Origin of the sequence: Streptomyces sp. NPDC012827 (assembly GCF_042900905.1) — a bacterium.
Classification (GTDB): Bacteria; Actinomycetota; Actinomycetes; order Streptomycetales; family Streptomycetaceae; genus Streptomyces; species Streptomyces gulbargensis.
This window is the reverse complement of the sequence record NZ_JBIBBY010000004.1, coordinates 432068-458931: the sequence shown is the minus strand read 5'-3', so window position 1 is coordinate 458931 and position 26864 is coordinate 432068. Positions and strand designations below refer to the sequence as shown.

General features: G+C 73.5%; 28 protein-coding genes and 1 riboswitch. Of the genes, 16 read left to right on the top strand and 12 right to left on the bottom strand.

Annotated features, from left to right (window positions below):
* Nucleotides 1-46 precede the first annotated feature (46 nt).
* Complete coding sequence (otsB, locus tag ACFY60_RS11560; RefSeq protein WP_388610415.1) at nt 47-898, top strand: trehalose-phosphatase; 852 nt, start codon at nt 47-49, stop codon at nt 896-898.
* A gap of 159 nt (nt 899-1057) precedes the next feature.
* On the opposite strand, the gene ACFY60_RS11555 is transcribed toward otsB, so the two are convergent.
* From ACFY60_RS11555 to ACFY60_RS11545, 3 genes are all read right to left on the bottom strand, one after another.
* Complete coding sequence (locus tag ACFY60_RS11555; protein ID WP_388610418.1) at nt 1058-2509, bottom strand: trehalose-6-phosphate synthase; 1452 nt, start codon at nt 2507-2509, stop codon at nt 1058-1060.
* 95 nt (nt 2510-2604) lie between these two features.
* A complete protein-coding gene (locus ACFY60_RS11550) occupies nt 2605-4080 on the bottom strand; it encodes a hypothetical protein (RefSeq protein ID WP_389458023.1) in 1476 nt (491 codons plus the stop codon).
* 83 nt (nt 4081-4163) lie between these two features.
* Nucleotides 4164-5105, bottom strand: a complete 942-nt coding sequence (locus ACFY60_RS11545; RefSeq protein ID WP_388610422.1) for a glucosyl-3-phosphoglycerate synthase — start codon at nt 5103-5105, stop codon at nt 4164-4166.
* Between the two features lie 120 nt (nt 5106-5225).
* Nucleotides 5226-5379: riboswitch (SAM riboswitch) on the top strand.
* On the opposite strand from ACFY60_RS11545, the gene thrC reads away from it, so the two are divergent.
* The 4 genes from thrC to groL all read left to right on the top strand — a co-directional run bounded on the left by thrC (nt 5373) and on the right by groL (nt 9616).
* Nucleotides 5373-6698, top strand: a complete 1326-nt coding sequence (gene thrC / locus ACFY60_RS11540) for a threonine synthase (RefSeq protein ID WP_388610423.1) — start codon at nt 5373-5375, stop codon at nt 6696-6698. Its footprint overlaps the riboswitch before it by 7 nt.
* Nucleotides 6699-6713: 15 nt before the next feature.
* Nucleotides 6714-6992 (top strand): MoaD/ThiS family protein, encoded by a 279-nt coding sequence (locus tag ACFY60_RS11535; RefSeq protein WP_128985002.1) that lies wholly within the window; start codon nt 6714-6716, stop codon nt 6990-6992.
* Nucleotides 6993-7404: 412 nt separating this feature from the next.
* Nucleotides 7405-7608 (top strand): cold-shock protein, encoded by a 204-nt coding sequence (locus ACFY60_RS11530; RefSeq protein ID WP_005315736.1) that lies wholly within the window; start codon nt 7405-7407, stop codon nt 7606-7608.
* Between the two features lie 385 nt (nt 7609-7993).
* The gene (groL, locus tag ACFY60_RS11525; RefSeq protein ID WP_345278755.1) at nt 7994-9616 is read left to right on the top strand and encodes a chaperonin GroEL; all 1623 of its coding nucleotides are present in this window, start codon (nt 7994-7996) and stop codon (nt 9614-9616) included.
* Nucleotides 9617-9699: 83 nt separating this feature from the next.
* Here groL and ACFY60_RS11520 read toward each other — a convergent pair whose 3' ends face one another.
* Nucleotides 9700-10464 (bottom strand): class I SAM-dependent methyltransferase, encoded by a 765-nt coding sequence (locus ACFY60_RS11520; RefSeq protein WP_388610425.1) that lies wholly within the window; start codon nt 10462-10464, stop codon nt 9700-9702.
* 291 nt (nt 10465-10755) lie between these two features.
* Between ACFY60_RS11520 and ACFY60_RS11515 the strand changes: the two genes are divergently transcribed.
* The 3 genes from ACFY60_RS11515 to ACFY60_RS11505 all read left to right on the top strand — a co-directional run bounded on the left by ACFY60_RS11515 (nt 10756) and on the right by ACFY60_RS11505 (nt 12510).
* Entirely contained in the window at nt 10756-11745 is a 990-nt protein-coding gene (locus tag ACFY60_RS11515) for an NAD-dependent epimerase/dehydratase family protein (RefSeq protein WP_388610426.1), read from the top strand.
* An 81-nt stretch (nt 11746-11826) separates the two neighbouring features.
* Nucleotides 11827-12000 carry a hypothetical protein gene (locus tag ACFY60_RS11510; RefSeq protein WP_388610428.1) on the top strand — a complete coding sequence of 58 codons (174 nt, stop codon included), beginning with the start codon at nt 11827-11829 and terminating at the stop codon, nt 11998-12000.
* Between the two features lie 9 nt (nt 12001-12009).
* Complete coding sequence (locus ACFY60_RS11505) at nt 12010-12510, top strand: DinB family protein (RefSeq protein ID WP_388610429.1); 501 nt, start codon at nt 12010-12012, stop codon at nt 12508-12510.
* Between the two features lie 4 nt (nt 12511-12514).
* Here ACFY60_RS11505 and ACFY60_RS11500 read toward each other — a convergent pair whose 3' ends face one another.
* The 3 genes from ACFY60_RS11500 to ACFY60_RS11490 form a co-directional block, all read right to left on the bottom strand.
* Nucleotides 12515-13456 carry an aldo/keto reductase gene (locus tag ACFY60_RS11500; RefSeq protein WP_388610431.1) on the bottom strand — a complete coding sequence of 314 codons (942 nt, stop codon included), beginning with the start codon at nt 13454-13456 and terminating at the stop codon, nt 12515-12517.
* A gap of 70 nt (nt 13457-13526) precedes the next feature.
* Nucleotides 13527-14453 carry an N-acetylmuramic acid 6-phosphate etherase gene (gene murQ, locus ACFY60_RS11495; RefSeq protein WP_388610434.1) on the bottom strand — a complete coding sequence of 309 codons (927 nt, stop codon included), beginning with the start codon at nt 14451-14453 and terminating at the stop codon, nt 13527-13529.
* A gap of 24 nt (nt 14454-14477) precedes the next feature.
* Nucleotides 14478-15395, bottom strand: coding sequence for a MurR/RpiR family transcriptional regulator (locus tag ACFY60_RS11490; protein ID WP_388610437.1), 918 nt, complete (start codon nt 15393-15395; stop codon nt 14478-14480).
* Between the two features lie 148 nt (nt 15396-15543).
* On the opposite strand from ACFY60_RS11490, the gene ACFY60_RS11485 reads away from it, so the two are divergent.
* Nucleotides 15544-15900 carry a hypothetical protein gene (locus ACFY60_RS11485; protein WP_309053364.1) on the top strand — a complete coding sequence of 119 codons (357 nt, stop codon included), beginning with the start codon at nt 15544-15546 and terminating at the stop codon, nt 15898-15900.
* Between the two features lie 76 nt (nt 15901-15976).
* Nucleotides 15977-16246, top strand: coding sequence for a DUF4031 domain-containing protein (locus tag ACFY60_RS11480; RefSeq protein ID WP_388610439.1), 270 nt, complete (start codon nt 15977-15979; stop codon nt 16244-16246).
* Between the two features lie 40 nt (nt 16247-16286).
* On the opposite strand, the gene ACFY60_RS11475 is transcribed toward ACFY60_RS11480, so the two are convergent.
* Both ACFY60_RS11475 and ACFY60_RS11470 read right to left on the bottom strand, forming a co-directional pair.
* The gene (locus ACFY60_RS11475) at nt 16287-17507 is read right to left on the bottom strand and encodes a Cmx/CmrA family chloramphenicol efflux MFS transporter (protein ID WP_388611020.1); all 1221 of its coding nucleotides are present in this window, start codon (nt 17505-17507) and stop codon (nt 16287-16289) included.
* Between the two features lie 239 nt (nt 17508-17746).
* Nucleotides 17747-18412, bottom strand: a complete 666-nt coding sequence (locus tag ACFY60_RS11470; RefSeq protein WP_388610442.1) for a hypothetical protein — start codon at nt 18410-18412, stop codon at nt 17747-17749.
* 214 nt (nt 18413-18626) lie between these two features.
* Between ACFY60_RS11470 and ACFY60_RS11465 the strand changes: the two genes are divergently transcribed.
* The 3 genes from ACFY60_RS11465 (at nt 18627) to ACFY60_RS11455 (ending at nt 21191) form a co-directional block, all read left to right on the top strand.
* Nucleotides 18627-20066 (top strand): MFS transporter, encoded by a 1440-nt coding sequence (locus ACFY60_RS11465; protein WP_388610444.1) that lies wholly within the window; start codon nt 18627-18629, stop codon nt 20064-20066.
* A gap of 289 nt (nt 20067-20355) precedes the next feature.
* Nucleotides 20356-20919, top strand: a complete 564-nt coding sequence (locus tag ACFY60_RS11460; RefSeq protein ID WP_388610446.1) for an RNA polymerase sigma factor — start codon at nt 20356-20358, stop codon at nt 20917-20919.
* Entirely contained in the window at nt 20916-21191 is a 276-nt protein-coding gene (locus ACFY60_RS11455; RefSeq protein WP_388610447.1) for a hypothetical protein, read from the top strand. The genes ACFY60_RS11460 and ACFY60_RS11455 overlap by 4 nt, the downstream gene beginning before the upstream one ends.
* On the opposite strand, the gene ACFY60_RS11450 is transcribed toward ACFY60_RS11455, so the two are convergent.
* A complete protein-coding gene (locus tag ACFY60_RS11450; RefSeq protein WP_388610450.1) occupies nt 21188-22354 on the bottom strand; it encodes a hypothetical protein in 1167 nt (388 codons plus the stop codon). The two genes, ACFY60_RS11455 and ACFY60_RS11450, sit on opposite strands and share 4 nt — an antisense overlap.
* Before the next feature lie 174 nt (nt 22355-22528).
* Here ACFY60_RS11450 and ACFY60_RS11445 point away from each other — a divergent pair, with 174 nt between their 5' ends.
* The 3 genes from ACFY60_RS11445 to ACFY60_RS11435 all read left to right on the top strand — a co-directional run bounded on the left by ACFY60_RS11445 (nt 22529) and on the right by ACFY60_RS11435 (nt 23938).
* Entirely contained in the window at nt 22529-22873 is a 345-nt protein-coding gene (locus ACFY60_RS11445) for a hypothetical protein (RefSeq protein ID WP_388610452.1), read from the top strand.
* Nucleotides 22874-23024: 151 nt separating this feature from the next.
* Nucleotides 23025-23333: a DUF2087 domain-containing protein gene (locus ACFY60_RS11440; RefSeq protein WP_309052153.1), complete on the top strand. Its 309-nt coding sequence runs from the start codon at nt 23025-23027 to the stop codon at nt 23331-23333.
* Nucleotides 23330-23938: a LysE family transporter gene (locus ACFY60_RS11435; protein ID WP_388610455.1), complete on the top strand. Its 609-nt coding sequence runs from the start codon at nt 23330-23332 to the stop codon at nt 23936-23938. The genes ACFY60_RS11440 and ACFY60_RS11435 overlap by 4 nt, the downstream gene beginning before the upstream one ends.
* A gap of 134 nt (nt 23939-24072) precedes the next feature.
* Here ACFY60_RS11435 and ACFY60_RS11430 read toward each other — a convergent pair whose 3' ends face one another.
* Nucleotides 24073-26337, bottom strand: coding sequence for a heavy metal translocating P-type ATPase (locus ACFY60_RS11430; RefSeq protein WP_388610457.1), 2265 nt, complete (start codon nt 26335-26337; stop codon nt 24073-24075).
* Between the two features lie 127 nt (nt 26338-26464).
* On the bottom strand, nt 26465-26755 hold the full coding sequence (locus tag ACFY60_RS11425; protein WP_388610459.1) for a cation transporter: 291 nt from the start codon (nt 26753-26755) through the stop codon (nt 26465-26467).
* Nucleotides 26756-26864 lie beyond the last annotated feature (109 nt).

Sequence of the window (26864 nt, the reverse complement as noted above, 5' to 3'; positions counted from 1 at the left end):
GCCGGGCCACGCTGATGAGTCGCCCGTCCCTGGGTAGGGTCATGACATGGTCAGCAGCCTTCCGCACCCGACCACACCCGCCGGCCGCGACGGCCTGGCCGCGCTGCTCGCGCGGCCCGAGCAGGCCGTCGTCGCCCTGGACTTCGACGGGACACTCGCCGAGATCGTCCCCGACCCCGAGCAGGCCCGCGCCCATCCGGGTGCGGTGGCCGCGCTCGCCGCCCTCGCGCCCCGGATCGCCTCCGTGGTCGTCGTGACCGGCCGCCCCGCGGGGGTCGCCGTCCGGTACGGCGGTTTCGCCGGTGTCGCCGGGCTCGACCGCCTGGTCGTCCTCGGCCACTACGGGGCCGAACGCTGGGACGCGGCCACCGGCACCGTCACCGCCGCCGCCCCGCACCCCGGAGTGGCCGCCGTCCGAGCCGAGCTCCCCGGCTTCCTCGACCGGCACGGCGCCTGGCCGGGCGTCTGGATCGAGGAGAAGGGCCGCGCGGTCGCCGTCCACACCCGCAGAGCGGTCGACCCCGAAGGCGCCTTCGAGGCCCTCAAGGGCCCGCTCGGAGACCTGGCGGCCCGCCACGGCCTGGTCCTGGAACCGGGCCGGATGGTCCTGGAACTGCGGCCCCCCGGCATGGACAAGGGCGTGGCGCTCGCCTCGTACCTGCGCGAGACGGACGCCGGGTCCGTCCTGTACGCGGGTGACGACCTGGGCGACCTGCCCGCCTTCGCCGCCGTCGAGAAGCTCCGCGCCGACGGCGTCCCGGGCGTCCTCGTGTGCAGCGGCTCCTCCGAGGTCCCCGCGCTCGCCGACCGCGCCGACCTCGCCGTCCCGGGCCCGTCCGGTGTCGTGGAGTTCCTGACGGACCTGGCGGAGGCGGTGGGCGAGGCGCCCCGCTCCTGACCTGACCTGACCTGACCTGACCTGACCTGACCGGAACGGACCGACGCGGCGGGGGCGGTACGGAAGGCCGAGGCCTCCGTACCGCCCCCGGGGAAGCGGGTCCGCCGGCGTGCGGCCGGGCCGCTCACGCCGATCCCGGTGCCGTCGCCGGCGTCCGGCTCAGCCGCGCGGCAGCTCCCGCAGGGCCTCCAGCTGGGTCAGGAACCAGCGCTGGGGCGGGAGGGCCGTGGCGGCCGCCGCGAGGCGTTCGGTGCGGCGGGCGCGTTCGTCGTCGGGCATGGAGAGGGCCGTGTGGAGGGCCTCGGCGGTCCGGGAGACGTCGAACGGGTTCACCGTCAGCGCGTGCTCGCCCAGCTCGCCGTGGGCGCCCGCGCCCGTCGAGAGGACCAGGGCGCAGCCGGACTCGGAGACCACCGGTATCTCCTTCGCGACCAGGTTCATGCCGTCGCGGACCGGGTTCACCAGGGCCACGTCCGCGAGCCGGTAGGCGGCGAGGGAGCGGGTGAAGTCGTCCTCCACCGAGACGAGGACGGGCTGCCAGTCGTCCGCGCCGAACTCGGCGTTGATCTCGCCGGCGAGCCGCGCCACCGACTCGGTGTAGGCGCGGTACGACTCCAGATCCTGCCGGGAGGGGTACGCGGAGGCCAGGTGGACCACCCGGCCCCGCCACTCGGGGCGGGTGGTCAGCAGCTCGCGGTAGGCGAGCAGGCCGCGCAGGATGTTCTTCGACAGCTCCGTGCGGTCCACCCGGACGATCGTCTTCCGGCCCTCTCCGACCTCCTCGCGGAGCCGGGCCAGCCGCTCGTCCACCTCGGGGCGGTACGCGAGGGCCCGCAGCTCGCCGGCGTCCACGCCCAGCGGGTAGGCCCGGACCCGGGTGCGGCCCTTTCCGATGTCGTACCGCACGTGCTCGACGCCGTGCCAGGGGTCGCCGCTCGGCCAGACGCCCTCCGCCGTCCCCGTCGCGTCGTCCCGCCGCGCGCCGCTGATGAACGCGGACGCCCATTCCCAGGTGTGGAAGCCCAGCTCGTCCGCGCCGAGCATGCCCCACACCAGCTCGCCCGCGATGTCGTCCGGCAGCATCGCCAGGTACGCGGGGGAGGCCCACGGGGTGTGCGTGAAGTGTCCGATCCGCAGTTCGGGCCGCAGCTCCCGCAGCATGCCCGGGACCAGGGCCAGGTGGTAGTCCTGCACCAGGACGGCCGCGTCCTCGTCCGCCTCGGCGGCCAGCACCTCGGCGAAGGCCCGGTTGTAGGCGCGGTACGCCTCCCAGAGGCGGCGGAACTCCGCGTCGAAGACGGGCTCGCGCGGGATGTCGTACAGGTGGTGGTGGAGGAACCACAGCACCGAGTTGGCGATGCCGTTGTACGCGTCGGCGTACACCTCCGGGTCGATGTCCAGCATCCGGACGCCGGGCTCGGCGACGCCGCGCCGCACCGCCTCGCGGTCGCCCTCGCCGAGCGCCGCGCACACCCACAGGCTGTCCTGCGAGGAGACGGCGCTCAGGCCCGAGACCAGGCCGCCGCCGCCCCTGCGGGCGTCGAGCGACCCGTCCTCGCCGAGTGTGTACGAGACCGGTCCCCGGTTGGATGCCACGAGCACAGAAGCCATGTGCCGAACCTAGCCCGTCCCGTAAACGCTCAAACGTGCGTATACGAGACGGGCCGGTCCGGCCACGGCCGGGCCCCGGGAGCCGGGGGCGCCGTTCAGAGGTCGCGGCGCCCGCGCAGGGCCGCCTTCGCCACCAGACCGGTGCCGGCCAGGGCGAGGGCCAGGCCGCCCAGCAGCCACAGCCGTTCACCGTCGCCGCCGGTCGAGGCCATCGTCCCGCCGGCGGACGGCGGGACGTCCCGGGCCCCGGGCCCCGGAGCCCCGGGGAGGGCCGGGGCGATCCCGGACCCGGCCGGGTACGCCGTCCGGGTCGGCCCCGGGGGCGCGCTCGGGGCCGGCGTCGGGGACGCGGCCGGGGTCCCGCTCCGGGCCGGCGTCGTGGACGCGGCCGGGGTCGCGGGGGCCGGAGCCGTCTCCGTCGCGGGGCCGGGCCGCGCCGCCGGCGCGCCCGCCGCCCCCGTCGCCGCCGTGTCCGGCGCGGGTACGGACAGGGCCAGGGCGGCGGGCACGTACGTGTCGCCGTCCGGGGCGAAGGACAGCTCCACCGAGGTCGCGTCCCGGGCAACCGTGCCCTCGGGCAGTTCGAAGGTGCCGACGTCGAGCCCCGGCAGGACGGCCGGGAGGCCCGTACGGGACGCGGCCGCGCTCCGGCCGTCCACCAGGAACCGGTCCCCCGGTGCGACGCCGCCGAACGCCGTCACGGCCGCCCGGACCGTACCGCCGCGCCCGGTGAGCCCGGCGAGCCCGTCGACGGTGAGCGTGGTGACCCGCGAGGCCGGACGCTGCAGGACGTGCCCGCCGTACACGCGGACGTCCCGCCGCTCGCGGCCCGCCTTCGCGTCGGGCCCGGGGAAGGCGTACACCACGGTCAGGGACCAGCCGGCCGCGCAGCCCGCGCCGTTCGCCGCCCAGACGTTGCCCACGGCCACCGGTGTCGTGCCCGGCCCCGAGACGCCCGCGAAGGCGGCCGTGACGTCGGACTCGCCGGTGTAGAAGCGCGGCCCCTGGGTCTTCGCGGGGTCCGTGACCATGCTGTCGACCGGGACCGGAGCCGCGCGGCCCGTCCCGACCCGGAGCAGCGGGGCGGTCGTCGCCGGCTCGCCCGGGGACGGCACGGCGTCCGCGCCCGAGGCGGCACAGCGCCGCAGCCCCCGCCCGTCCGCCGTCTCGTACGTGCCGTCGTGACCGCCCCAGAAGAGGCGGGCGTACGCCACCTTGGCGCCGGCCGGCACCCGGATCCCGGCGGTGCCGGAGCCGTACGCGGGGGCTTTCCCGCCGGACGAGAGGCCCGCCGGGTCGACCCGCTCGCGTACGGGCGGCTTCGCGCCGGGCGGGACCCGGCCGTCCGCCGCGCACGGGGCGGGGGCGCCGGCGCACCGCATGACCGAGGCCCCGGCGGTCGTGAAGTCCCCGTACAGGGTGGCCCCGTACCGCCGGCCGAACGGTTCGATCACGTCCGCCGACGAGGGGGTGACCGCCGGAGCGGGGGCCGGTGGGGAGCTGTCCGCCGTGGCCGGGCCGGTCGCCGCGAGCGGGAGCGCGCTCGCGGCCAGGACGACGGCCGCGAGCACCCTTCCGGGGCGCGGCCGTCCGCAAGGGGCTTGTCTGAAGCGCATACAACAGAAATGTAGGTAAAACCCACCATTTCCGGGTGTTACGCCACGCGGCGCCGCGCATACTCCGTGATCCCGGCGATCGGCGGACGCTCCTCCGTGTCCACCGCGTACGTCCGGGGCTCGAAGCCCGACTCCCCCCGCTCGAACTGGGTCAGCCAGGGCCGCGTCAGGGGCCCCCGCGACAGCCGCAGCTGAGCCGTCCGGTAGATCGCCGCCGCCATCCGGCCGAGCGCCTGACCGTCCTGGTGCCGGTGCTTGCGGACGCCCACGTCCACCTGGGCGAGGGCGTCCAGGCCCACCAGGTGCAGCGCGTCCACCAGGAGCGCCAGCTCCACTCCGTAACCGACGGGGAACGGCAGCCGCTCCAGCAGGGAGCGCCGCGCCGCGTACTCACCGCCCAGCGGCTGGACGAAGCCGGCCAGCTGCGGCCAGTGCAGGTTCAGCAGCGGGCGCGCCACCAGTTCCGTCACGCGACCGCCCTGACCAGGGGCGTCGCCGAGGGGCCGGTCGTACATCGCCTTCACGAGGTCCACGTCCGGGTCCGTGAGCAGCGGACCCACGATGCCCGTGACGAAGTCCGCCGAGAAGTCCCGCAGATCGGCGTCCACGAAGCACACCACATCCCCGCCCGTCACCATCAGTGACCGCCACAGGACCTCGCCCTTGCCCGGCACGGCGGGTATCCGGGGGAGTATCGCGTCCCGCGCGACCACCCGGGCCCCGGCCGCCGCCGCCACCCCCGCCGTACGGTCCGTGGAACCGGAGTCGATCACCACCAGCTCGTCCACGAGCGGCACCGACGCGGTCATCAGCTCGCGCCGGATCACGGAGACGATGTCCCCGACCGTCGCCTCCTCGTTGAGCGCGGGCAGCACCACGCTGACGGTCGTCGAGCGCTTGGCGGCGAGAATCCGCTCCAGCGGTCGGTCGGCCACGGACCAGGACCGCCGGCCCAGCCAGCGCTCCACCTCTTCCAGCACGTGATCTCCATCTCGCGGTTCGGACGACCATCTCAACCGTCCATGCCTTCGGTTACAGTCTTGAACAACGCGAAGGCCCGTCGCATGTCGGGGTGCCGCCCGCGTTCCACAACCGAATACCGCTCATCCAGAGGGGCAGAGGGATACGGCCCGTTGAAGCCCCGGCAACCCTCCAGTCGGTTCTCGTCCGCGCCACGGCGCGCCAGCGGGGTCCCCGGCTAGGGAAGGTGCCAAATCCGTCTCATGGCGAAACGCGTCATGAGGAAGATGAGGAGAAAGGGCCTCGCCTCCATGGCTGTACAGACCGTCGCACCCGCCACCGGCTCCGCCGGCACCACCGTCGACCTCGGACCCGCCTCCGGACTTTCCTGCCGCGAATGCGGCGAGGTCTTCGCCCTCGGCCCGATCTTCGCCTGCGAACTCTGTTTCGGCCCCCTCGAAGTGGCCTACGAGCTCCCCGCCGGCGACCCCGAGGAGCTGCGCAGGCGGATCGAGTCCGGCCCCGCCAACATCTGGCGCTACGCCCCGCTCCTGCCCGTCCCGGCCGACGTCGCCGAGAAGCCGAACCTGAATCCCGGCTGGACCCCGCTGGTCAAGGCCGACAACCTGGCCCGCGAGATCGGCGTCGAGCCCGGCAAGCTGTTCGTGAAGGACGACTCCGGCAACCCGACGCACTCCTTCAAGGACCGGGTCGTCGCCCAGGCCCTGGAGGCCGCCCGCGCCTTCGGCTTCACCACCCTCTCCTGCTCCTCCACCGGCAACCTGGCCGGCGCCGTCGGCGCCGCCGCCGCCCGCGCCGGCTTCCGCTCCTGCGTGTTCATCCCGCACGACCTGGAGCAGGGCAAGGTCGTCATGGCCGGGGTGTACGGCGGTGACCTCGTCGCCATCGAGGGCAACTACGACGACGTGAACCGCTTCTGCTCGGAGCTCATCGGCGACCCGCTCGGCGAGGGCTGGGGCTTCGTGAACGTCAACCTCCGCCCCTACTACGGCGAGGGCTCCAAGACGCTGGCGTACGAGATCTGCGAGCAGCTCGGCTGGGTCGTCCCGGACCAGCTGGTCGTCCCGATCGCCTCCGGCTCGCAGCTGACGAAGATCGACAAGGGCCTCCAGGAGCTCATCAAGCTCGGCCTGGTCGAGGACAAGCCCTACAAGATCTTCGGTGCCCAGGCCGAGGGCTGCTCCCCGGTCTCCGCCGCCTTCAAGGCCGGCCACGACGTGGTCCGCCCGCAGAAGCCGAACACCATCGCCAAGTCCCTCGCGATCGGCAATCCCGCCGACGGCCCGTACGTCCTCGACATCGCGCGCCGCACCGGCGGTGCCGTGGAGGACGTGAACGACGAGCAGGTCGTGGACGCGATCAAGGTCCTCGCGCGGACCGAGGGCATCTTCGCCGAGACGGCGGGCGGTGTGACGGTCGGTGTGACGAGGAAGCTCGTCGAGGCCGGTCTCCTCGACCCCTCGCTCACCACCGTGGTCCTCAACACCGGTGACGGGCTCAAGACCCTGGACGCCGTGGCCGACAGCTCGCAGGCGACCGCCACCATCCGCCCCAGCCTGGACGCGTTCCGCGACGCCGGCCTGGCCCACTGAAAGGTTCGTGAACACATGGCCGTGAACGTCCGCATCCCCACCATCCTCCGCACCTACACCGGCGGGCAGGCCGAGGTGCCCGCCGAGGGCGCGACCCTCGCCGAGGTCATCGCCGACCTGGAGAAGAACCACACGGGCATCGCCGCCCGCGTCCTGGACGACCAGGGCAAGCTGCGCCGCTTCGTCAACGTGTACGTGAACGACGACGACGTGCGCTTCGAGCAGGGCCTGGAGACGGCGACGCCCGACGGCGCCGGCGTCTCGATCATCCCCGCCGTGGCCGGCGGCTGCTGAACCTCTCCCTCCCCTGCTTCCTCTTCTCCCCCTTCTCTCTCGAATTGCCCCTTCCGCTCCATAAAGCGGAGGGGGCAATTCTGCATGGTTGAGCGCGGTAGAGTTGGGGAAGCCCCCTCCGCTGCTCATGCCGGACGCATATGAGAATGCGTCCCCGCGCGACAAGAAGCAGCCAAAGTGCACGCACGTTCTGTACCTTCTGCGTGCTTTGCCGGGCCCGACTTGCCCCGGAATTCACAAGATTCGGACGAATTCACCTTTCCGTCGCGCCCAGAATTCTCGCTCGAATGGCCTGTTGCAGAGGGCAGTTGGGCAGATACATTCAGCCGCGGTCGACGCGTTCCGGCGCAGGGTCTGACCCGGGTCCGCGAAGTGCGGTCCCGCGCAAGGGCCAGTAATAGGGGAGTTAGGCATGGCTCAGGGCACCGTCAAGTGGTTCAACGCGGAGAAGGGCTACGGCTTCATCGCGGTCGACGGTGGTGCGGATGTTTTCGTCCACTACAGCGCGATCCAGATGGATGGCTACCGCACCCTCGAAGAGGGCCAGCGGGTCGAGTTCGAGATCTCGCAGGGCCAGAAGGGCCCGCAGGCGGACATGGTCAAGCTCGCCGTCTGAGCGCGGCGCGATCGGCCACCGACGCAACGCCGTCGAGGGGCCCGCATCCCGAGGGATGCGGGCCCCTCGCGCGTGCGCGGGGAGGTTCCGTACGGCGCGGGACGGGCCGGTTCCGTGCGCCGGGAGGTGGCGCGAACCCTTCCACGGGGCGCCGGGCGCGCCTCGCGCGGACGGCCCGAAAACCGAGAGGCGCTTGCACTCTCCTAGGGCGAGTGCTAATCATTGGCGTTAGCACTCGGAAGGTGAGAGTGCTACGAGGATCGAGCATGGCGAGGTCGCCGGCCGGGTGGGGCAAGGAACCACACGGAGCGCGGAGGCCGTCCGTCGCGGGCGTCGGCGCGGTCCTGGAGCGTTATCCACCCCATGTCCGGGAGGACCACTTCACATGGCCAAGATCATCGCGTTCGACGAGGAGGCCCGGCGCGGTCTCGAGCGCGGCATGAACCAGCTCGCTGACGCCGTCAAGGTCACCCTTGGGCCGAAGGGCCGCAACGTCGTCCTCGAGAAGAAGTGGGGCGCCCCCACGATCACCAACGATGGTGTCTCCATCGCCAAGGAGATCGAGCTCGAGGACCCGTACGAGAAGATCGGCGCCGAGCTGGTCAAGGAAGTCGCCAAGAAGACGGACGACGTCGCCGGCGACGGTACGACCACCGCCACCGTCCTCGCCCAGGCGCTCGTGCGTGAGGGCCTCCGCAACGTCGCCGCCGGCGCCAACCCGATGGCGCTCAAGCGCGGCATCGAGAAGGCCGTCGAGGCCGTCTCCGGCGCCCTGCTCGACCAGGCGAAGGAGGTCGAGACGAAGGAGCAGATCGCCTCCACCGCCTCCATCTCCGCCGCCGACACCCAGATCGGCGAGCTCATCGCCGAGGCCATGGACAAGGTCGGCAAGGAAGGCGTCATCACCGTCGAGGAGTCCCAGACCTTCGGTCTGGAGCTGGAGCTCACCGAGGGTATGCGCTTCGACAAGGGCTACATCTCGGCGTACTTCGCCACGGACATGGAGCGCATGGAGGCCTCGCTCGAGGACCCGTACCTCCTGATCGTCAACTCCAAGATCTCCTCCGTGAAGGACCTGCTCCCGCTCCTGGAGAAGGTCATGCAGTCGGGCAAGCCGCTGCTGATCATCGCCGAGGACGTCGAGGGCGAGGCCCTGTCGACCCTGGTCGTCAACAAGATCCGCGGCACCTTCAAGTCCGTCGCCGTCAAGGCTCCGGGCTTCGGTGACCGCCGCAAGGCGATGCTGAACGACATCGCCATCCTCACCGGCGGCACGGTCATCTCCGAGGAGGTCGGCCTCAAGCTGGAGAACGCGGGCCTCGACCTGCTGGGCCGCGCCCGCAAGGTCGTCATCACCAAGGACGAGACCACCATCGTCGACGGTGCCGGTGACAGCGAGCAGGTCGCCGGTCGCGTGAACCAGATCCGCGCCGAGATCGAGAACAGCGACTCGGACTACGACCGCGAGAAGCTCCAGGAGCGCCTCGCGAAGCTGGCCGGCGGCGTGGCCGTCATCAAGGCCGGTGCCGCGACCGAGGTCGAGCTCAAGGAGCGCAAGCACCGCATCGAGGACGCCGTTCGCAACGCGAAGGCGGCCGTCGAGGAGGGCATCGTCGCCGGTGGTGGCGTGGCCCTGCTGCAGGCGTCGAGCGTCTTCGAGAAGCTGGAGCTGGAGGGCGACGAGGCCACCGGTGCCAACATCGTCAAGCTGGCCCTGGAGGCCCCGCTGAAGCAGATCGCCGTCAACGGTGGTCTCGAGGGCGGCGTCATCGTCGAGAAGGTGCGCAACCTGCCCGTCGGCCACGGCCTGAACGCCGCGACCGGTGAGTACGTCGACATGATCGCCGAGGGCATCATCGACCCCGCGAAGGTCACGCGCTCCGCTCTGCAGAACGCGTCCTCCATCGCGGCGCTGTTCCTCACCACCGAGGCCGTCATCGCCGACAAGCCGGAGAAGGCCGCCGCGCCGGCCGGCGGCGGCATGCCGGGCGGTGACATGGACTTCTGAGCCACGGCTCAGCGGTTCTTCACGCACGACGCCGAGGGCGGCACCCCCACCGGGGGTGCCGCCCTCGGGCGTTCCCGCCGTTCTCAGGGGCGGTGGAAGAGGGCCGTCCACAGGAACGGTTCGCCGAAGTGGGGGGAGGCCGGGGGCTGGTGGCGCATGCGGCGGAGTTCCGTCGCCGTCATCGGGGAGAAGATCGCGCGGAGGGACGTGTCGGTGTAGGCCAGGCCGCCCTCCAGGGTGCCCGTGCGGTAGAACGCGGCGTCCGGCAGTTCCGAGCCCATGCCGCCCTCGCCGGCCGCGAAGGCGGTCAGGGCGAAGTGGCCGCCCGGGGCGAGGACGCGGTCGAGGAGCGCCAGGTGCGTGACGCGGCGGTGCGGCGGCAGGTGGTGGAAACAGCCGGAGTCGTACACGAGGTCGTACGGGCCGTCGGCGCCCAGCTCCGGGGCGGTGAAGGCGTCCCCGCACACGAACCGGATCCGGTCGGCGAGGCCCGCCTCCCTGGCCCGGTCCCGCGCCCAGTCGATCGCCGTGGGGGACAGGTCCACCGCGTCCACCGCGTAGCCGAGCGAGGCCAGGTACAGGGCGTTCCGGCCCGGCCCGCAGCCGAGGTCGAGCGCCCGCCGGACACCCGCGCCGCCTTCCGGGAGCAGCCCCCGTTCCACGTACGACACCAGGTTCTCGTCCGGCTTCGCGACGAAGAACGGCACCGGCCTTTCGCGGTCGGCGTAGAACCCGTCCCACCATCCGGCACCGCCCCGCGACCACCGGTCGGCGCCGGGCGCGAACAGCCCGTCGAGCAGGGCCATGACGTCCTCGACCGTACGGATACCGCGGTCCGTCTCCACCATCTGGATCTCCCCTCCGTGTCCCGCCAGCCTAGGGCGTGAAGGGGAGAAAGCCCAGGTCACAGCGGGTGCGGCGACGTGGCGTGGAGCTGCTTTACGGCCTCTGGGCGGGGCGCGGAGCCGGCCGCCGACGGGGCAGGCCACCGGCCCGGGCGAAAGGCTTCCGGAGCCCCTTCCCGACCCGGGAAACGGCCTTCCCGGGCGCCGCCGGGGACGGTTTCCCGCCGTCCGCGCGGGCTCCGCCGACGGCGAACGCCGTGCGGAAAAGGGGAGTTGGGGTGGTCCACTGACCGCATGGACATTCTGGTTCTGGGCGGTACGGCATGGGTGGGCCGCGAGTTGTCGCGGCAGGCGCTGGAGCGGGGTCACGAGGTGACCTGCCTGGCGCGCGGGGAGAGCGGAGAGGCGGCGGAGGGGGCCGCCCTGGTGGCGGCGGACCGGCGGGGCCCAGGGGCGTACGACGCGCTCCGGGAGCGGGACTGGGACGCGGTCGTGGAGGTGTCCTGGCAGCCCGCCTTCGTGCGTGGCGCGCTCGACGCGCTCGGCGGCCGGGCCCGCCACTGGACGTACGTGTCCTCGTGCAGCGCCTACGCCGCGCACGACGACCCGGGCGCGGACGAGTCCGCGCCGCTGCTGGAGCCGACGGAGCTGGGCGAGGTCGGCCGCGAGCTGTACGGCGAGGCCAAGGTCGCCTGCGAGCAGGCCGCCGCGGCGGTGGTCGGCGACCGGCTCCTCGTCGCCCGCGCCGGGCTCATCGGAGGCCCCGGCGACCACACCGGCCGCACCGGTTACTGGGCCGCCCGCGCGGCCCGCGCCCCGGAGGCGCCGCTGCTCGTGCCGGACGAGCCGGAGCTGCCGACCCAGGCGATCGACGTGCGCGACCTCGCGGCCTGGCTGCTGGACTCGGCGGAGACGGGCCGCACGGGAACGTACAACGCGGTCGGGCCGGCCATCCCCTTCCGCGAGTGGGTCGCGCTCTCCCGGGCCGCCGGCGGTCACACCGGCCCCGTGGTCCCCGCCCCCTCGAAGTGGCTCCTGGAGCAGGGCGTCGCGCAGTACATGGGTCCCGAGTCCCTGCCGCTGTGGCTGGCCGACGACGACTGGCGCGGTTTCCAGGCCCGCGCGGGCGAGGCGGCGGCCGCCGCGGGCCTGCGGCAGCGCTCCCGGGAGGAGCTGATCGCCGACACCCTCGCCTGGGAACGCGAGCAGGGCCTGGACCGCGACCGGCGGGCCGGTCTCAGCCCCGCCCGCGAACGCGAACTCCTCGCGCTCCTCGACGCCTGACCGGTGTCCGGCGCCCCGGGCAACCTTCACGGGCCACGCCGGGTCCTCCTTCGGAGAGGACCGCGAAGGGAGAGGGACACGATGGAGGAACTGGGGAGCGCCGTGGTGAAGGCACTGCGCTGGGCCGCGGTCGGCCTGGAGGCCCTCACCGCCTGGTACGACCTGCGCACCACGGGCGGGGCGCCCAAAGTCACCGGGAAGAAGGGACGTTGGGGCGCGGTGGGTTCTCCTTCCGGGCGCCGGGGCGCCGCGTAGGGTCGTCGGATGACCAACAGCGAGGTACGTGGTGATGTGCGGCCGCCCGATGTCGAGGGCGACGAGAGGACGACCCTGCTGGCCTTCCTGCGGTACCTGCGGGAGGCCGTCGTCGCGAAGACGTACGGCGCTCCCGAGGAGGCGCTGCGGACGCCCGGGGTGCCGTCGGGGACGAGCGTTCTCGGGTTGCTGAAGCACCTGACGGAGGTGGAACGCGGCTGGTTCGCCTGGGCCTACGCGGGGGAGGACATCGTTCTCGCCGAGGACGACGCCCTCACCCCGCAAGACACGGTGGACAGCCTCGTGGCCGCCTACCGGGCGGCCGCCGCGCACTCCGACGCGATCGTCGTCACGTGCGACGACCTGGACCGCCCGGGGGCCCGGTCCCTCCGGGAGACGGCCGCACCGTCGATGCGGTGGATCCTCGTCCACATGATCGAGGAGACGGCCCGGCACGCCGGCCACGCCGACATCCTGCGGGAGCGGATCGACGGCGCGGTGGGGCGCTGAGGCGTCACGGCCGGGGGCGGTGGAGGCCGTCCAGGGTCGCGAGGTCCTCGGGGGTGAGGCGGAGGGAGCCGGCGGCGACGTTGGCGGTGAGGTGGGCGGGGTCGCCGGTGCCGGGGATGGCGAGCAGGTGGGGTCCCTGGTGGAGGGTCCAGGCGATGCGGATCTGGGCGGGGCTCACGCCGTGGGCCTCGGCGACGGCGAGGAGTTCGGGGCTCTCGGGGGCCGTGGCGCCGCCCTGGCCGCCCGCGGCGGCGATGGCGTAGAACGGCACGAAGGCGATGCCCTGCTCGCCGCAGTGGCGGACGAACTCCGCGTACTCGGGGCGGACGCCGATCCCGTACATGTTCTGGACGCAGACCACGGGCGCGATGGCCCGGGCCTCGGCGAGGTGGTCCGGGGTGACGTTGGAGAGGCCGAGGTGGCGGATGAGGCCGGCCTCGCGGAGTTCGGCGAGCGCCCCGAAGCGCTCGGCTATCGAGTCGGTGCCGGTGATCCGGAGGTTGACCAGGTCGAGGTGGTCGCGGCCGAGCTGGCGCAGGTTCTCCTCGACCTGGGCGCGCAGCGTCTCGGGAGTGCGGGCGTGCTCGGCCCAGGCGCCGGAGGCGTCGCGGGCGGGCCCGACCTTGGTGGCGATGACGAGGTCCTCGGGGTACGGGCCGCCGAGCGCGCTGTTGATCAGCTCGTTCGCCGAGCGGAGCGGCGAGAAGTAGAAGGCCGCGGTGTCGATGTGGTTGACGCCCAGATCGACGGCCTTGCGCAGGACGGCGATCGCCTCGGAGCGGTCCCTCGGCACGGCGTGCGGGACGAGGGCCTCCCCGTACTGCGGCAGCCGCATCGCACCGAACCCGATCCGGCGGACGGTGAGGTCACCGAGGGTCCAGGTGCCCGCTCCGTCGGCGGAGGGCGGGGTGGTCGTGGTGGCGGTCGTGGCGCGTGGCGTCGTCATGGCGGGCATGATCTCCCGGCGGCGTGAGGAGCACGAAGTCATCTGTCCCGCAAGGGGGTTGGCGCGGCGGTCATCCGTCCGGGTGCAGGGCCGCGCGGAGGTGGCCGGCGGAGGCGGTGAGGCGGCGGGCGGCGGTCGGGGCGTCGATGTCGGCGAGGATCATGAGGATGGCGTTCTTCACCTCGCCGTCGGCGGCGGCGAGGGCCGCCTCGATCTGCTCGTCCGGTGCGCCGGTGGCGAGGGCGACGATCCGGCGCGAGCGGGCGTGGAGCTTCTCGTTGGAGGCGCGGACGTCGACCATGAGGTTCCCGTACGTCTTGCCGAGCCGGATCATGGTGATGGTCGAGATCATGTTGAGGACGAGCTTCTGGGCGGTGCCCGCCTTGAGGCGGGTGGAACCGGTGAGGAGCTCGGGGCCGGGGACGACCTCGATGCCGTGCTCGGCGGCGGCGGTGAGCGCGCTGTCGGGGTTGCAGGAGAGGCCGATGGTGAGCGCGCCCAGCCGGCGGGCGTGTTCGATGCCGCCGAGCGCGTACGGGGTGCGGCCGGAGGCGGAGACGCCGACGACGGTGTCGCGGTCGGTGAGCCCGAGGGCGGTGAGGTCGGCGACGGCGAAGTCCCGGGAGTCCTCGGCACCTTCGACGGCCCGGACCAGGGCGGTGGGGCCGCCCGCGACGAGGCCGACGACCTGGGAGGGGTCGGTGTTGAAGGTGGGCGGGCACTCGCTGGCGTCCAGGACGCCGAGCCGGCCGGCCGTGCCCGCGCCCATGTAGACGAGCCGGCCACCGTCGGCCATGCGGGCGGCGGTGGCGTCGATGGCGGCCGCGATGGCGGGGAGCTGCCGCGCGACGGCGGCGGGGACGGACTGGTCCTCGCCGTTCATGGTGCGGGCGATCTCCAGGGTGGACAGCCGGTCGATCTCGGCCAGTTCGGGGCGGAAGGCCTCGGTGGTGAGGGTGGCCAGCTGGGCGCGCAGTTCGGAGTACGTGGTCGGCACGGGCGGCGGCTCTTTCCTGGTGGTTCAGCGGCTGCGGGGCGAGTGGCGGTGGGCGAGGGCCTCGTAGGAGGCGGCGAGGGCGGGCGCGGCCGTCTCGTACGTGCGCTGCGTGACGCAGGTGAACAGGCAGTCCACGACCAGGAGTTGGCTGGTGCGCGAGGACATGGCGGCGGGCCGCAGTTCGCTCTCGCGGGCGGTGGAGGTGGTGAGGACGTGGTCCGCGTACTGGGTGACGGGGCCGTCCGGGCGGCCGGTGACGGCGACGGTGGTGGCGCCGTGGTCGAAGGCGACCCGGAGCGGTTCTATGACGTCGCCGGTGGAGCCGGAGTGGGTGATGGCGATGGCGACGTCACCGGAGCGCAGCTGGACGGCGTTGGTGACGGCGAGGTGCGGGTCGCCGGGGGCGTGCGCGATCAGGCCGATGCGCAGCAGTTTCTGGCCGAGGTCCTGCGCGACGAGACCGGAGGCGCCGATGCCGTAGATGTCGATGCGGCGGGCGGTGGCGAGGGCGGCGACGACGGCGCCGAGCTGCACGGTGTCGAGTGCGGCGGCGGTGTCGGCGAGGGTCTGCTGTTCGTCGTAGGCGAGTTTGGCGACGACGTCGGCGACCGGGTCGTCGACCGCTATGTCGGCGGTGACGGACGGCGCGCGGCCCGACTGCTGCTGGGCGGCGAGGCCCGCCAGGGCGAGGCGCAGGTCGCGGTAGCCGGGGTAGCCGAGGAGGCGGGCGGTGCGGACGACGGTCGCCTCGCTGGTGCCGGTGAGTTCGGCGAGGCCGGTGACCGTGAGCGCGGCGCAGCCCGCCGGGTCGCCGGCGACGGCTTCGGCGACCCGCTGCATGGAGCGGGTCATGGACGGGGCGAGGGTCCGGACCTTGGCCGCGAGGGCGGCGGGGGCCGGCGGCGCGCCGCTGGTGAAACTTTCCTTCACGTCTTGGGTCACATATGAAAGCTACTTTCGGTCCCGGCGGGCGACAAGACCCTCCGACCCGGAGAGAACCCTGGTCCGACCCGGGCCCCGACCCTGGTCCGTCCCTGCCCCGACCCCGGTCTTCTCGCCGCTCGGCCGCCGCGCGGGTCACAATGAACGCATGAACGAGATCGACCCCGTGGAGCAGGCGCTGCACGCCGCTCGCGCGCTGGTGCTGGCCGACCTCGCCGCCCGGGAGGTGGCCGCCGCCGAGGTCGTGTCGATGGTGGAGGAGTCGGTGACGCACCGGCGCTGGTGGGTCGAGCAGTGGCCCGAGGGCGTGTCGTACGTCGCCGGGCTCGTCGCCCAGGACGTGCAGGACGCCCTGCTCGAACGGTACGGGCGCTGGCCCATCTGCCCGGTCTGCGCCTCGGGCGACCCGCACGCCCTGGACGTGGAACCGGAGCTCGGCCCCGACCCGCACTGGGTGTGCGGCAAGCAGGGCGTGGTGGTGGCACCGGTGGGCGGGCTCACGTGACCGCGCCGCCGACCGGGACGCCACGGGCCCCCGCCGTCGGGCGCCGGGGCCGGACCGCGCGGGCGGGGGCGGGCGTATGACCCTCTACATCGACCCGCCCACCTGGCCGGGCCACGGCCGCATGTGGTCGCACCTCATCAGTGACGTCTCCTTCGAGGAGCTGCACGCCTTCGCCGCCCGGATCGGCGCCCCGCCGCGCGCCTTCGAGCGCGACCACTACGACATCCCCTCGGACCGGTACGCGGACGCGGTGGCGGGCGGCGCCGTCGAGGTCGGGTCGAAGGAACTGCTGCGCCGCCTCACGGAGGCGGGCCTGCGCCGCCCGAAGGGCCGCCCGCCCGCCTGACCGGCAGCGGCCCGCCCCCGTACGCCAGGAAGCGCGGCGGTCAGCGCAGGGCGCCGTCCGGCGTGGGCAGGGGGGTGGTCTCGCGGTCCTGGGCGCCGGTGACCACGCGGGAGCGGGACGCCGAGTGGAGGCGCAGCGAGACCGCGACCGCCGCGAGCGCGAGGACGGTCATGGCGGCGCCGGCCCAGGCGGGGGCGGCGAAGCCGAGGCCCGCGTCGATGACGGTGCCGCCGAGCCAGGGTCCGCCGGTGTTGCCGAGGTTGAAGGCGGCGGTGGTGGTGGCGCCGGCGAGGGTGGGCGCGGCGCCGGCCAGGTTGAACATGCGGGCGTTGAGCGCGGGGGCGGTGTAGAACGCGGAGACGCCCAGGAGGAAGGCGAGCAGCACCGTCACGACCGGGCTGGAGGCGAAGACGGCCAGCGCCGCCAGGAAGACGGTGGAGGCGGTGATGCCGCTGAGGAGCACTCCGAAGAGGTGGGCGTCGGCGACCCGGCCGCCGATCGTCGTGCCGACCAGGGCGCCGATGCCGAACAGGCCGAGGACGGCGGAGACCCAGCTGTCGTCGAGGCCGGAGACGTCGGTGAGCAGCGGGGCCAGGTAGGAGAAGGCGCAGAAGACACCGCCGGCGGCGAGCGCCGTGACGACGATGGAGAGCAGCACCTGGCGGTCGCGGTAGATGACCAGTTCCCGCCTGAGCCGGGGCGCGGTCTTCGGCACCGGGATGTGCGGGATGCGGGTGAGGACGCCGACGAGGGCGACGGCGGAGGCCGCGCCGACCGCCCAGAACGCGGAGCGCCAGCCGAGGTGCTCGCCGAGGAAGGCGCCGGCGGGGACACCGAGGACGTTGGCGATCGACAGGCCGCCGATCATCACGGCCATGGCGCGGGCACGGGCGTTCGCCGGCACCATGGCGATGGCGACGGCGGCACCGACGGCCCAGAAACCGGCGCAGGCGAGGGCGCTCACGACCCGGGACGCGAAGAGGACCCCGTAGTTCGGGGCGAGGGCGCCCGCGACCTGGCCGAGGCCGAAGACCGTGATGAGGGCGACCAGGGTCGTCTTCCGGGGGAGCCGCAGGGTGGCGGCGGCCAGCAGCGGGGCGCCGACGACCATGCCGATGGCGAAGGCCGATATGAGCAGGCCGGCGCGGGGGATCGAGACGTTCATGTCCTCCGCGATGGGCGGGAGGAGACCGGAGAGCATGAATTCGCTCGTACCGAGGGCGAAGACGGAGAGTCCGAGGATGTAGACGGCGAGCGGCATCCGGCCGGAGTCCTTCCCGGCCGGCGGCGCGGCCGCGGTGACGGACGACTTCCCGGAGGCGGTCGCGGGGTCGTTCCCGGGTACGGGGTCGTTCTCGGGTTCGGGGTCGGGCGTGGTCGTGGGCTCGGCTGACGAAGACGGCATGACATGGGTCAACGGGCCGTTTGTGCCTGTCATTCCCGCGAGGGGCGGGGTCTCGCGATACGAGACGGAGCGGTCCACCCCCGGTCCTTCTCCGCTCAGCCCGCGCCCGGGCCGCCCTCCAGCTCCGCCAGTTCCCGTTCCAGGTTCTCCCGGGCCCGCTCCTCCCAGGCCGCCGCCCCGTACGGCGTACGGAAGAGGCGGGGGAGGGCGAGGAGCTGCCGGAGGACGGCGGCGCGGCCGGTGCGGAAGGCGTCGTCGGGGACGAAGCCGTACTCCTCGCGGACCGCCGCCGCATACCCCCCGTACGTATCGGGGTCGCCCGCCAGGACCGCGAGGTCCGCGTCGCAGAGCGTCTCGCCGTTGAGGTCGCCGGGCGCCGGGTCGTGGGTGACGGTGAGGCGGACGAGGCGAGCCACCTCCGTGACCTCGCGGGCCGTGAGGCCGGCCTCGGTCAGGGCCTTCTCGGCGAGCGCGGCGGAGCGCTCCTCGTTCTCGGAGCGGTCGGGGCGGTAGACGGCGTCGTGGAACCAGGCGGCGAGCCGGACGAGTTCGAGTTCCCCGCCCTGGTCGGCCAGTTCGTCGATGCGGTCGAGGACCGCCCGGAGGTGGTCGACCGTGTGGTAGCGGCGCTGCGGTTCCGACCAGCGGGCCAGCAGGTTCCGGCCGTACGGGACGGGGTCCGGGCCCTCGCGGCCGGCCCGGGCGGCGAGCAGGGTGGCGGTCCAGCGCCGGAGCAGCTGGGGATCCTGGTCTGCGGTCATGCGGGGCATTCTGCCGGGCCGGTGGCCGGGGCGCGGCGCCGCCCGCCCCTTCCGGGGGGCGTTCCTCCGGGACCGGCGCGACCTCCGGAACCGGGCTTTCCCCTCACCGCCGACGGTTCTCCCTCCCTCTCTCGCATACCCCCCATGGGTATGTTACGGTGCTGCGCGAAGGTACCCCCCGGGGGTATAGGGCAGCGAGTGAAGGGTCAGGACGATGTCAGCCGAAACCGTCAATCCCCGGCGCTGGTGGGCACTCCTCGTGCTCGCCGCCGCCCAGTTCATGGTCATCATGGACACCTCGATCATCGGGGTCGCGCTCCCCGCGATGCAGAAGGACCTCGGCTTCACGCAGGGCGAGCTCCAGTGGGTCTTCAACGCCTACGTCATCGTCTTCGGCGGTCTGCTGCTCCTCGGCGGACGCCTCTCCGACCTCGTCGGAGCCCGCAGGATCTTCGTCTCCGGCTGGGCGGTCATGATCGTCGGCTCGGTCCTCGCCGCGGCCGCGCAGACCGCCTGGGTCGAGATCCTCGGCCGAGCCGTCCAGGGCGTCGGCGGCGCGCTCATCGCGCCCTCCGCGATGACCCTGCTGATGATGCTGTTCACGCACGACCCGAAGGAGCTCGGCAAGGCGATGGCGCTCTACGGCGCCGCGGCCCCCGCCGGTGGCACCGCCGGCGTCTTCCTCGGCGGCGTCTTCACCGAGTGGGCCGCCTGGCAGTGGGTCTTCGTCATCTACATCCCGATCGGCCTCGCGACCCTCGCCGCCACCAAGCTCCTCCCGAACGTCGCGTCCCGCCGCGGCTCCGTCGACGTCCTCGGCGCGGTCGCCGTCACCGCCGGTCTCGCGCTCGCCGTCCTCGCCGTCGTCCGGGCCCCCGAGGTCGGCTGGGGCGCCACCGCCACCATCCTGGAACTGGCCGCCGCCGCCGTCCTGCTGATCCTCTTCCTCGTGATCCAGAAGTCCGTCCGCGAGCCCCTCATGCCGCTCGGCGTCTGGCGGGTCCCGCGCCTCGGCTCCGCCAACCTGGCCATGACGCTGCTCGGCGCCGCATGGATCCCGATGTGGTACTTCCTCAACCTGTACCTCCAGCAGGTCCTCGGCTACGGGGCCTTCGCCTCCGGCGCCGCGCTGCTCCCGATGACCGTCCTCCTGATGATCTTCATGACGGCCCTCACCTCCCGGCTCATGACGAAGGTCGGCGCCAAGCCGCTCATCGGCGTGGGCCTGCTGCTCCTCGCGGCCGGTCTCGTCTGGCTCGCCGCCGTCGAGCCGACCGGCACCTTCCTCGTCGACGTCCTGCCGGCCTCGCTGGTCGCCGCGCTCGGCATGTCCCTCGCCTACATCCCGGCGATGATCGCGGCCATGTCCGGCGCCCCGCAGGAGCAGGCCGGCCTCGCCTCCGGCATCGTCAACACCACGTACAACGCCGGCTCCGCGCTCGGCCTCGCCGCGCTCACCGCCGTCGCCATGGCGCAGGGCGCCGACCGGCTCGGCAACCTGCCCCGCCTGACCGAGGGCTTCTCCGCCGCCTTCACCGGCGCGGCGATCATCGCGGCCGTGGGCGGTGTGCTCACCCTCCTCGTCATGAAGGGGGACAAGGCCGCCGCGGCCGGGGCCGCCCCCGCCCCGCGGGCCGAGAAGGCCGGCGTGTGACGCACCGGGTGCGCGCCACCACGTGGCCCAGGGGCCGCCCGACGTCCGTCCCCACGGATGCCGGGCGGCCCCTGTTCCGTACCCGGCGGGGCGGTCGCGCCTGTCCGGGCCGGGGAACGGGGTGAATCCTTTCCCCTGCGGCACGCCTCTCATAGGCGTGCGGACGACCGCGTCCGCTCCCCAGCCCACCGGGAGGACCCCATGACCACCACCGTCGTGATCGCCGTCGCGGCCGCCGCGCTGCTCGTGTGCGCGTGCGCCGTCACCCTGCGCCGCCGTCGGCGTCACCGTGGCTGACCACGGCTGGCCCGGCGCCGGCCTCGTCACGGCGGCGCAGCGCGGTGACGTGGAGGCGCTCACCGCGCTCGTGTACGGCTCCTATCCGCACGTGCGGCGGTTCGCGCACAGCCTGTGCGCGACCCCGCAGGACGCCGAGGACGCCGCCCAGGAGGCGGTGATCATCCTCTACCGGAAGATCGGCATGCTGCGTGCCTCCGGGGCGCTCGCCTCCTGGATGTTCCGGATCGTGCGCAACGAATGCCTGCGCCGCACCCGGGCCCTGCTCCACCGGGGACCGGGTGCCGTACCCGCACCGGGCGAAACCGCCCCCGGCGGAACGGCCCGGTCCGCCGAGGAGGACACCCTGCTGCGCCTGGAGGCCGAGCGGGTCGCCGCCGCCGTCGCGGCCCTCCCCGCCGACCAGCGGCAGGTTCTCGTCATGCGCGACATCCAGGGCCTCCCCGGCCGCACGGTCGCCGACCGTCTCGGCCTGAGCACCGCCGCCATGAAGTCCCGTCTGCACCGGGCGCGTTCGGCCGTCCGGGAGGCACTGAGCGAGGAGGGGAACCGATGATCACGAAGCACGGCCCCGCACCACGGCGTTTCGCCAGCGCCACCGTGCCACGGCATCTGGCCCGGGGAGCGCTCGGCTTCGGCGCCCTCGCCGGGGCCCTCGCCCTGCTGCCCACCCTCGGCCCGCTCGGCCTGCTCCTCGTCCCGGTCGGGCTGGTCGCGCTGCGCGGCTGCCCGATGTGCTGGGTCATGGGCCTGGCGGAGACGGTCTCGGCGGGCCGCCTGCGCCGCTCGTGCGCGGACGGGAGGTGCGAGCTGACCGCGACACGCTAGGGAACTCCGGCGAGGACGGCACGCCATGGCCCGGTCCGGGCTCCGGCTCCGGTCCGGGTTTCAGGTCCGGTCCTGGCTCTGGTCCCGGTCCGGGTTTCGGTCCCGGCCCTGGCTCTGGTTCCGGTGCCGGCTCCGGATTCGGTGCAGGCCCGGCACAGCCGTTCGTCCCCGACCGGCCGGAACAGCATGGGCTGGATGTGCTCCCCTTCGCACTCCCGCGCGCCCGCGAGCCGCGCCGACAGACGGGGCCGGTCCTGCGGGTCCTGCGGGTCCTGCGCGTCCGGTGCTTCGGGGGGCGGGGGTGGTGGCGGCACCTCCCGCAGGAGGTAGCGCAGGAAGCCGCCGGGCCGGTACACGGGTGTCCCGTCGCGTGGCAGGCAGCGCCGGACGTGTTCGCGTACGTCGGCGGAGGTGTGCCCGGCGACCAGCCAGCGCGCCGCCAGCCGCGTCAACTCCGCCCGCATCCCGGCCGGTACGAACCGCAGCGCGGGCGACAGCAGCGGCAGATCCCCGACGAGCGTCCGCGCTTCCTCGGCGACGGGGTCGAGCGGCGGGGGCGGCACCTCACGACCCGGGACGGGCTCCGGTGCGGGCTCGGGTGCCGGTTCAGGTTGCGGCGCCGGTTCGGGCTCCCGCGCCGGTTCGGGCTCCCGCGCCGGTTCGGGCTCCCGCGCCGGTTCGGGCTCCCGCGCCGGTCCAGGCTCCGGCGCCTGGGGTGGCGGCCGGAAGGAGGAGGAGTCTTCTTCCGGTTTTTTCTTTGGAAGACCGTCGGCCGCCCGACGGGTCCGCTCACCGACGGCCGGACCGCCGTCACTCGGCACCACCTGCGACGACATCCATGCGAGCAACTCGGCGGCCTCAGCGGCGGTCAACGGCTCGTTGGAGACGAGCTGGTACGTCTCCCACTTCCCGCCCGGCCCCTGCACACGCTTCTCGTGCAGAAACCCCTCGTCCTTGAGCTGCCGCTTGGCCTTGAGGAACGCGCCCGCACCGATTTTGGCCTGCCTGGCCGTCTCCCACAGCGGTTCGCGCTCATCGGGACGGAGCGACAGCTGCCAGGTCAGGATGCGCGCGGCGTGCGAGTCGAGACGCGGATGCCGGATGAGCGTGTGCTGAAAAAGGGTGAAGCCCTGGGTGGGCGCGATAAAGTGCCGGTAGATCATGGGTGGTCTTCCTAGTCGTCCACTCGTGATTCAGGCCCCCGCGGATGGCTGCTACCAACGCGGGGGCTGTTTGCTGAGAACGTACAGCGCGCATATGCCAATTCGGCCACGCAGAGTGAAGAACCCCCCGTTCGAGTGATCACCAAGTCCGTTACGGATCACTCAAGTTCGGGAATGCGCGAGCTGCTCCGGCACACGTCGACCGGACCGCCCGCGCCGGAGGGAGTGGACGTGGGAGACATGACGGCCAGGACACGCGTGGGGGGTCTCGTCATCGCGTACGCGGTCCTGGTCGACGCGAGCAACGCGTGCGACGCGGTGGACGAGGTGGCGGTGGCCGCCGAGAGCTGGGCATCGGCGGCGGATCTCCTCCGGGCTCGCGGTTACCGCAGGGTTCCCCGGCGGGCCGTCGGCGACCGGGTCCCGGACGGGGCGGTCGAGGCGGCGTTCGCCAGGCCCGGAACGGTGTTCCGCAAGCGGTTCATGGCGGACACCCCGTGGACGCCCGCCACCGGCTGAGAGAAGCGCCTCACCGGGTGCGGGCGCGCAGCTCGTCGGGGGAGTCCCGGAGCCGTACGCCCGCGTGCAGCTTCCCCGACTGGAACGCCGAGAAGCCGTCCCCGCGAAAACCCTTTGCGGCCCCCGCCCCCCGGCCGCCAGGCTTTCGGGCATGACCAGTCATCCCGTCCGCCCCGTCGCGGACCTCTTCGCCGCCGACGGGCGCCTGAAGGCGATCCCGCGCAAGCCCGCCCGCCGTGAGGCGCTGCTCGCGCACCTCGCCGAGACCCTTTTCGAGGCCGGCCGTACCTACCGTGAGGCCGAGGTCAACGAGGCCCTGACCTCGGTGCACGAGGACTTCCCGGCCCTGCGCCGCTACCTCGTGGTGGGCGGCTTCCTGGCCCGTACGAAGGACGGCGCGGCCTACCGCCGACAGCAGCGGCCCACCGGCACCGGAGGCGCGATCCCCGCCGTCGCGTGACGGGCGCGGTGGTGGCCGGCCTGCTGGCCGGCTACGGCATCGCGATCCCGGTCGGCGCCGTCGGCGCCCACCTGGTGGCGGTCGCGGCCCGCGGCCCGTGGCGTACGGGAGTGGGCGCGGCCCTCGGCGTCGCCACCGCCGACGGGGTCTACGCCCTGGTCGCGGTTCTCGGCGGCGCCGCCCTCGTCCCCGTCCTGGCCCCGGTGACGACCCCGCTGCGCTGGGTCTCCGCCCTGGTCCTGCTGGCCCTGGCGGCGCTCTCGTGCCGTACGGCCGTGCGGGCGCACCGCGCGGGACCCGCGCAGGCGCCGCCCGCGGTCCCGCCCCGGCGGGCGTACCTCACCTTCCTGGGGATCACGATCCTCAACCCGATGACGGTGCTGTACTTCACCGCGCTCGTCCTCGGCGGCGGTCCCGCGCGCGGCCCGGCCGGCGCGAGCGCCTTCGTCCTGGCGGCCTTCGCCGCCTCGGCGAGCTGGCAGCTCCTCCTCGCCGCCACCGGCACGCTGCTGGGCCACACCCTGTCGTCCCCCCGCGCCCGCCTCCTGACCGGCCTGGTGTCCAGCGCGCTGATCGCCGTGCTGGCGCTGGCCGTCATGGTGTGACGCCCACCCGGTGCGCCGTACTCCCCTCGGGTCGTCAGCTTCTGATCAGCCGGGCGATGCGCCGCAGGCGCCCGATGAGGTCTTCCTCGCGCTGCCCGTAGCCGGCCACGGCGGCGTCCTGCCGGTCCGTCACCTCACGCGTCGGCGGCCCGGAAGCCCCGCAGCCGCAGGCTGTTGCCGACGACGAAGACCGAGGAGAAGGCCATCGCGGCACCGGCGATCATGGGGTTGAGCAGTCCCGCCGCGGCCAGCGGGAGGGCGGCCACGTTGTAGGCGAAGGCCCAGAAGAGGTTGGAGCGGATGGTGCCGAGCGTCCGGCGGGAGAGCCGGATGGCGTCGGCCGCCGCCCGCAGGTCGCCCCGTACGAGGGTCAGATCCGCGGCCTCGATGGCGGCGTCCGTGCCGGTGCCCATGGCCAGGCCCAGGTCGGCCTGGGCGAGCGCGGCGGCGTCGTTCACGCCGTCGCCGACCATCGCGACCGAACGGCCCTCCGCCTGGAGGCGCTTGACCACGTCGACCTTGTCCTGCGGCATGACCTCGGCGATGACCTCCCCGATGCCGACCTCGGCGGCGACGGACTCGGCGACCGCCTTGTTGTCGCCGGTCAGCAGGATCGGGGTGAGCCCGAGGGCCCTGAGGCGGCGGACGGCCTCCGCGCTGGTCTCCTTGATCGCGTCGGCGACCTCCAGGACCGCGCGGGCCTTCCCGTCCCAGGCGACCGCGACGGCCGTCCTTCCGGCCTTCTCGGCCTCGTCCTTGGCGGACTTGAGCCCGGCGGGCAGCTCCATCGCCCACTCGCCGAGCAGCTTCTCGCGGCCGACGAGGACGGCGTGGCCCTCCACGACGCCCTGCACGCCGAGTCCGGGGACGTTCGCGAAGTCCTCGGGGGTGGGCAGGGTGCCGGTCCGCGCGGTGGCGCCGGCGGCGACGGCCTGGGCGACGGGGTGCTCGGAGGAGTGCTCCAGGGCGCCCGCGAGACGCAGGACCTCGGTCTCGTCCTCGCCGTCGGCGGTGTGGACCTTGATGAGGGTCATCCGGCCGGTGGTGACGGTGCCGGTCTTGTCCAGGACGATCGTGTCGACCTTGCGGGTGGTCTCCAGGACCTCGGGGCCCTTGATGAGGATGCCGAGCTGTGCGCCGCGGCCGGTGCCGACCATGAGGGCGGTCGGGGTGGCCAGGCCCAGGGCGCACGGGCAGGCGATGATCAGCACGGCGACGGCGGCGGTGAACGCGGCGGTCAGGCCCTGTCCCGTACCGAGCCAGAAGCCGAGGGTGCCCAGCGCGAGCGCGATGACGATCGGCACGAAGACGGCGGAGATCCTGTCGGCGAGCCGCTGGGCGGCGGCCTTGCCGTTCTGCGCGTCCTCGACGAGCCTGGCCATCCGGGCGAGCTGGGTGTCGGCGCCGACGCGGGTGGCCTCGACGACGAGGCGGCCGCCGGCGTTCAGGGTGGCGCCGGTGACGGAGTCGCCCACGCCGACCTCCACCGGCACGGACTCGCCGGTGAGCATGGAGGCGTCCACGGCGGAGGAGCCCTCGACCACGGTGCCGTCGGTCGCGATCTTCTCGCCCGGGCGGACCAGGAAGCGCGTCCCGACCCGGAGTTCGGCGGTCGGTACGGTGACCTCGCGGCCGTCCCGCAGGACGGTGACCTCCTTCGCGCCCAGCTGCATCAGCGCCTTGAGCGCGGCGCCCGCCTTCCGCTTCGAGCGGGCCTCGAAGTAGCGGCCGGCCAGGATGAAGGCGGTGACGCCGGCGGCGGCCTCCAGGTAGATGTTCCCGGCGCCGTCGGTGCGGGCGATGGTGAACTCGAAGGGGTGCGTCATGCCGGGCGTGCCGGCGGTGCCGAGGAAGAGGGCCCACAGCGACCACAGGAACGCGGCGGTGGTGCCGACCGAGATCAGGGTGTCCATGGTCGCGGCGCCGTGCCGGGCGTTGGTCCAGGCGGCCCGGTGGAAGGGCCAGGCGGCGTAGGTGACGACCGGCGCGGCGAGCGTGAGGCTCAGCCACTGCCAGTACTCGATCTGCAGGGCGGGGACCATGGCCATCGCGATGACCGGCACGGCCAGCGTGACCGCGGTGACCAGCCGCTGCTTCAGCGGCCGCAGCTCCTCGTCGGCCTTCTCCTCGTCGGAGGGGCCGTCACCCCCGGCCGTGTCGGCCTTCGGCGGCTCGGGCTCGGCGGCGGTGTAGCCGGTGGCCTCGACGGTGGCGATCAGGTCGGCGACCGGGATGTCGGCGGCGAAGGTGACCTTCGCCTTCTCCGTCGCGTAGTTGACGGTCGCCTCCACGCCGTCCATGCGGTTGAGCTTCTTCTCGATCCGGGCCGCGCACGAGGCGCAGGTCATGCCGCCGATGGCGAGCTCGACCTGGGCGGTGCCCGGAGTGGTCGTGGTCATTTCCTGCTCCTCGTTTCTTCCTGCTGAGGCCGGGTGAGCCTCAGCGGCGCGTCCCGGAGGGGGCGGGGCCGGGGCCCGGCGGACGGCGGCCGGGCCCCGGCGGCCGGGTCGGTCGTGGCGGTGCCGGTCAGGCGCGGCCGGTCAGCTCGTAACCGGCGTCGTCGACGGCGGCGGCGATGGCGGCGTCGTCGGGGGCGCCGCCGGTGGTCACGGTCACCAGGCCGCCGGCGATGTCCACGTCGACGGAGAGGACGCCGTCGAGGGCGCCGACGGAGGTGGTGATCGCGGTACGGCAGTGGCCGCAGGTCATGCCGGAGACGGCGTAGACCGTGGCGGTGCTCTCGGCGACGGCGGTGGCCGTGGTGGCCTCGCCGGTGTTGGTGGAGCAGCTGTGGTCAGGGGTGCAGCAGGAGCCCATGGCTCTCTCTCCTCGTCCATACGGCGGTGAATACCCTCGGGGGGTATCCGTTCGTGGGTCCATGTATACCCCTGGGCGGTATCGGAGGCAAGTGTTGACCCGACTTGAC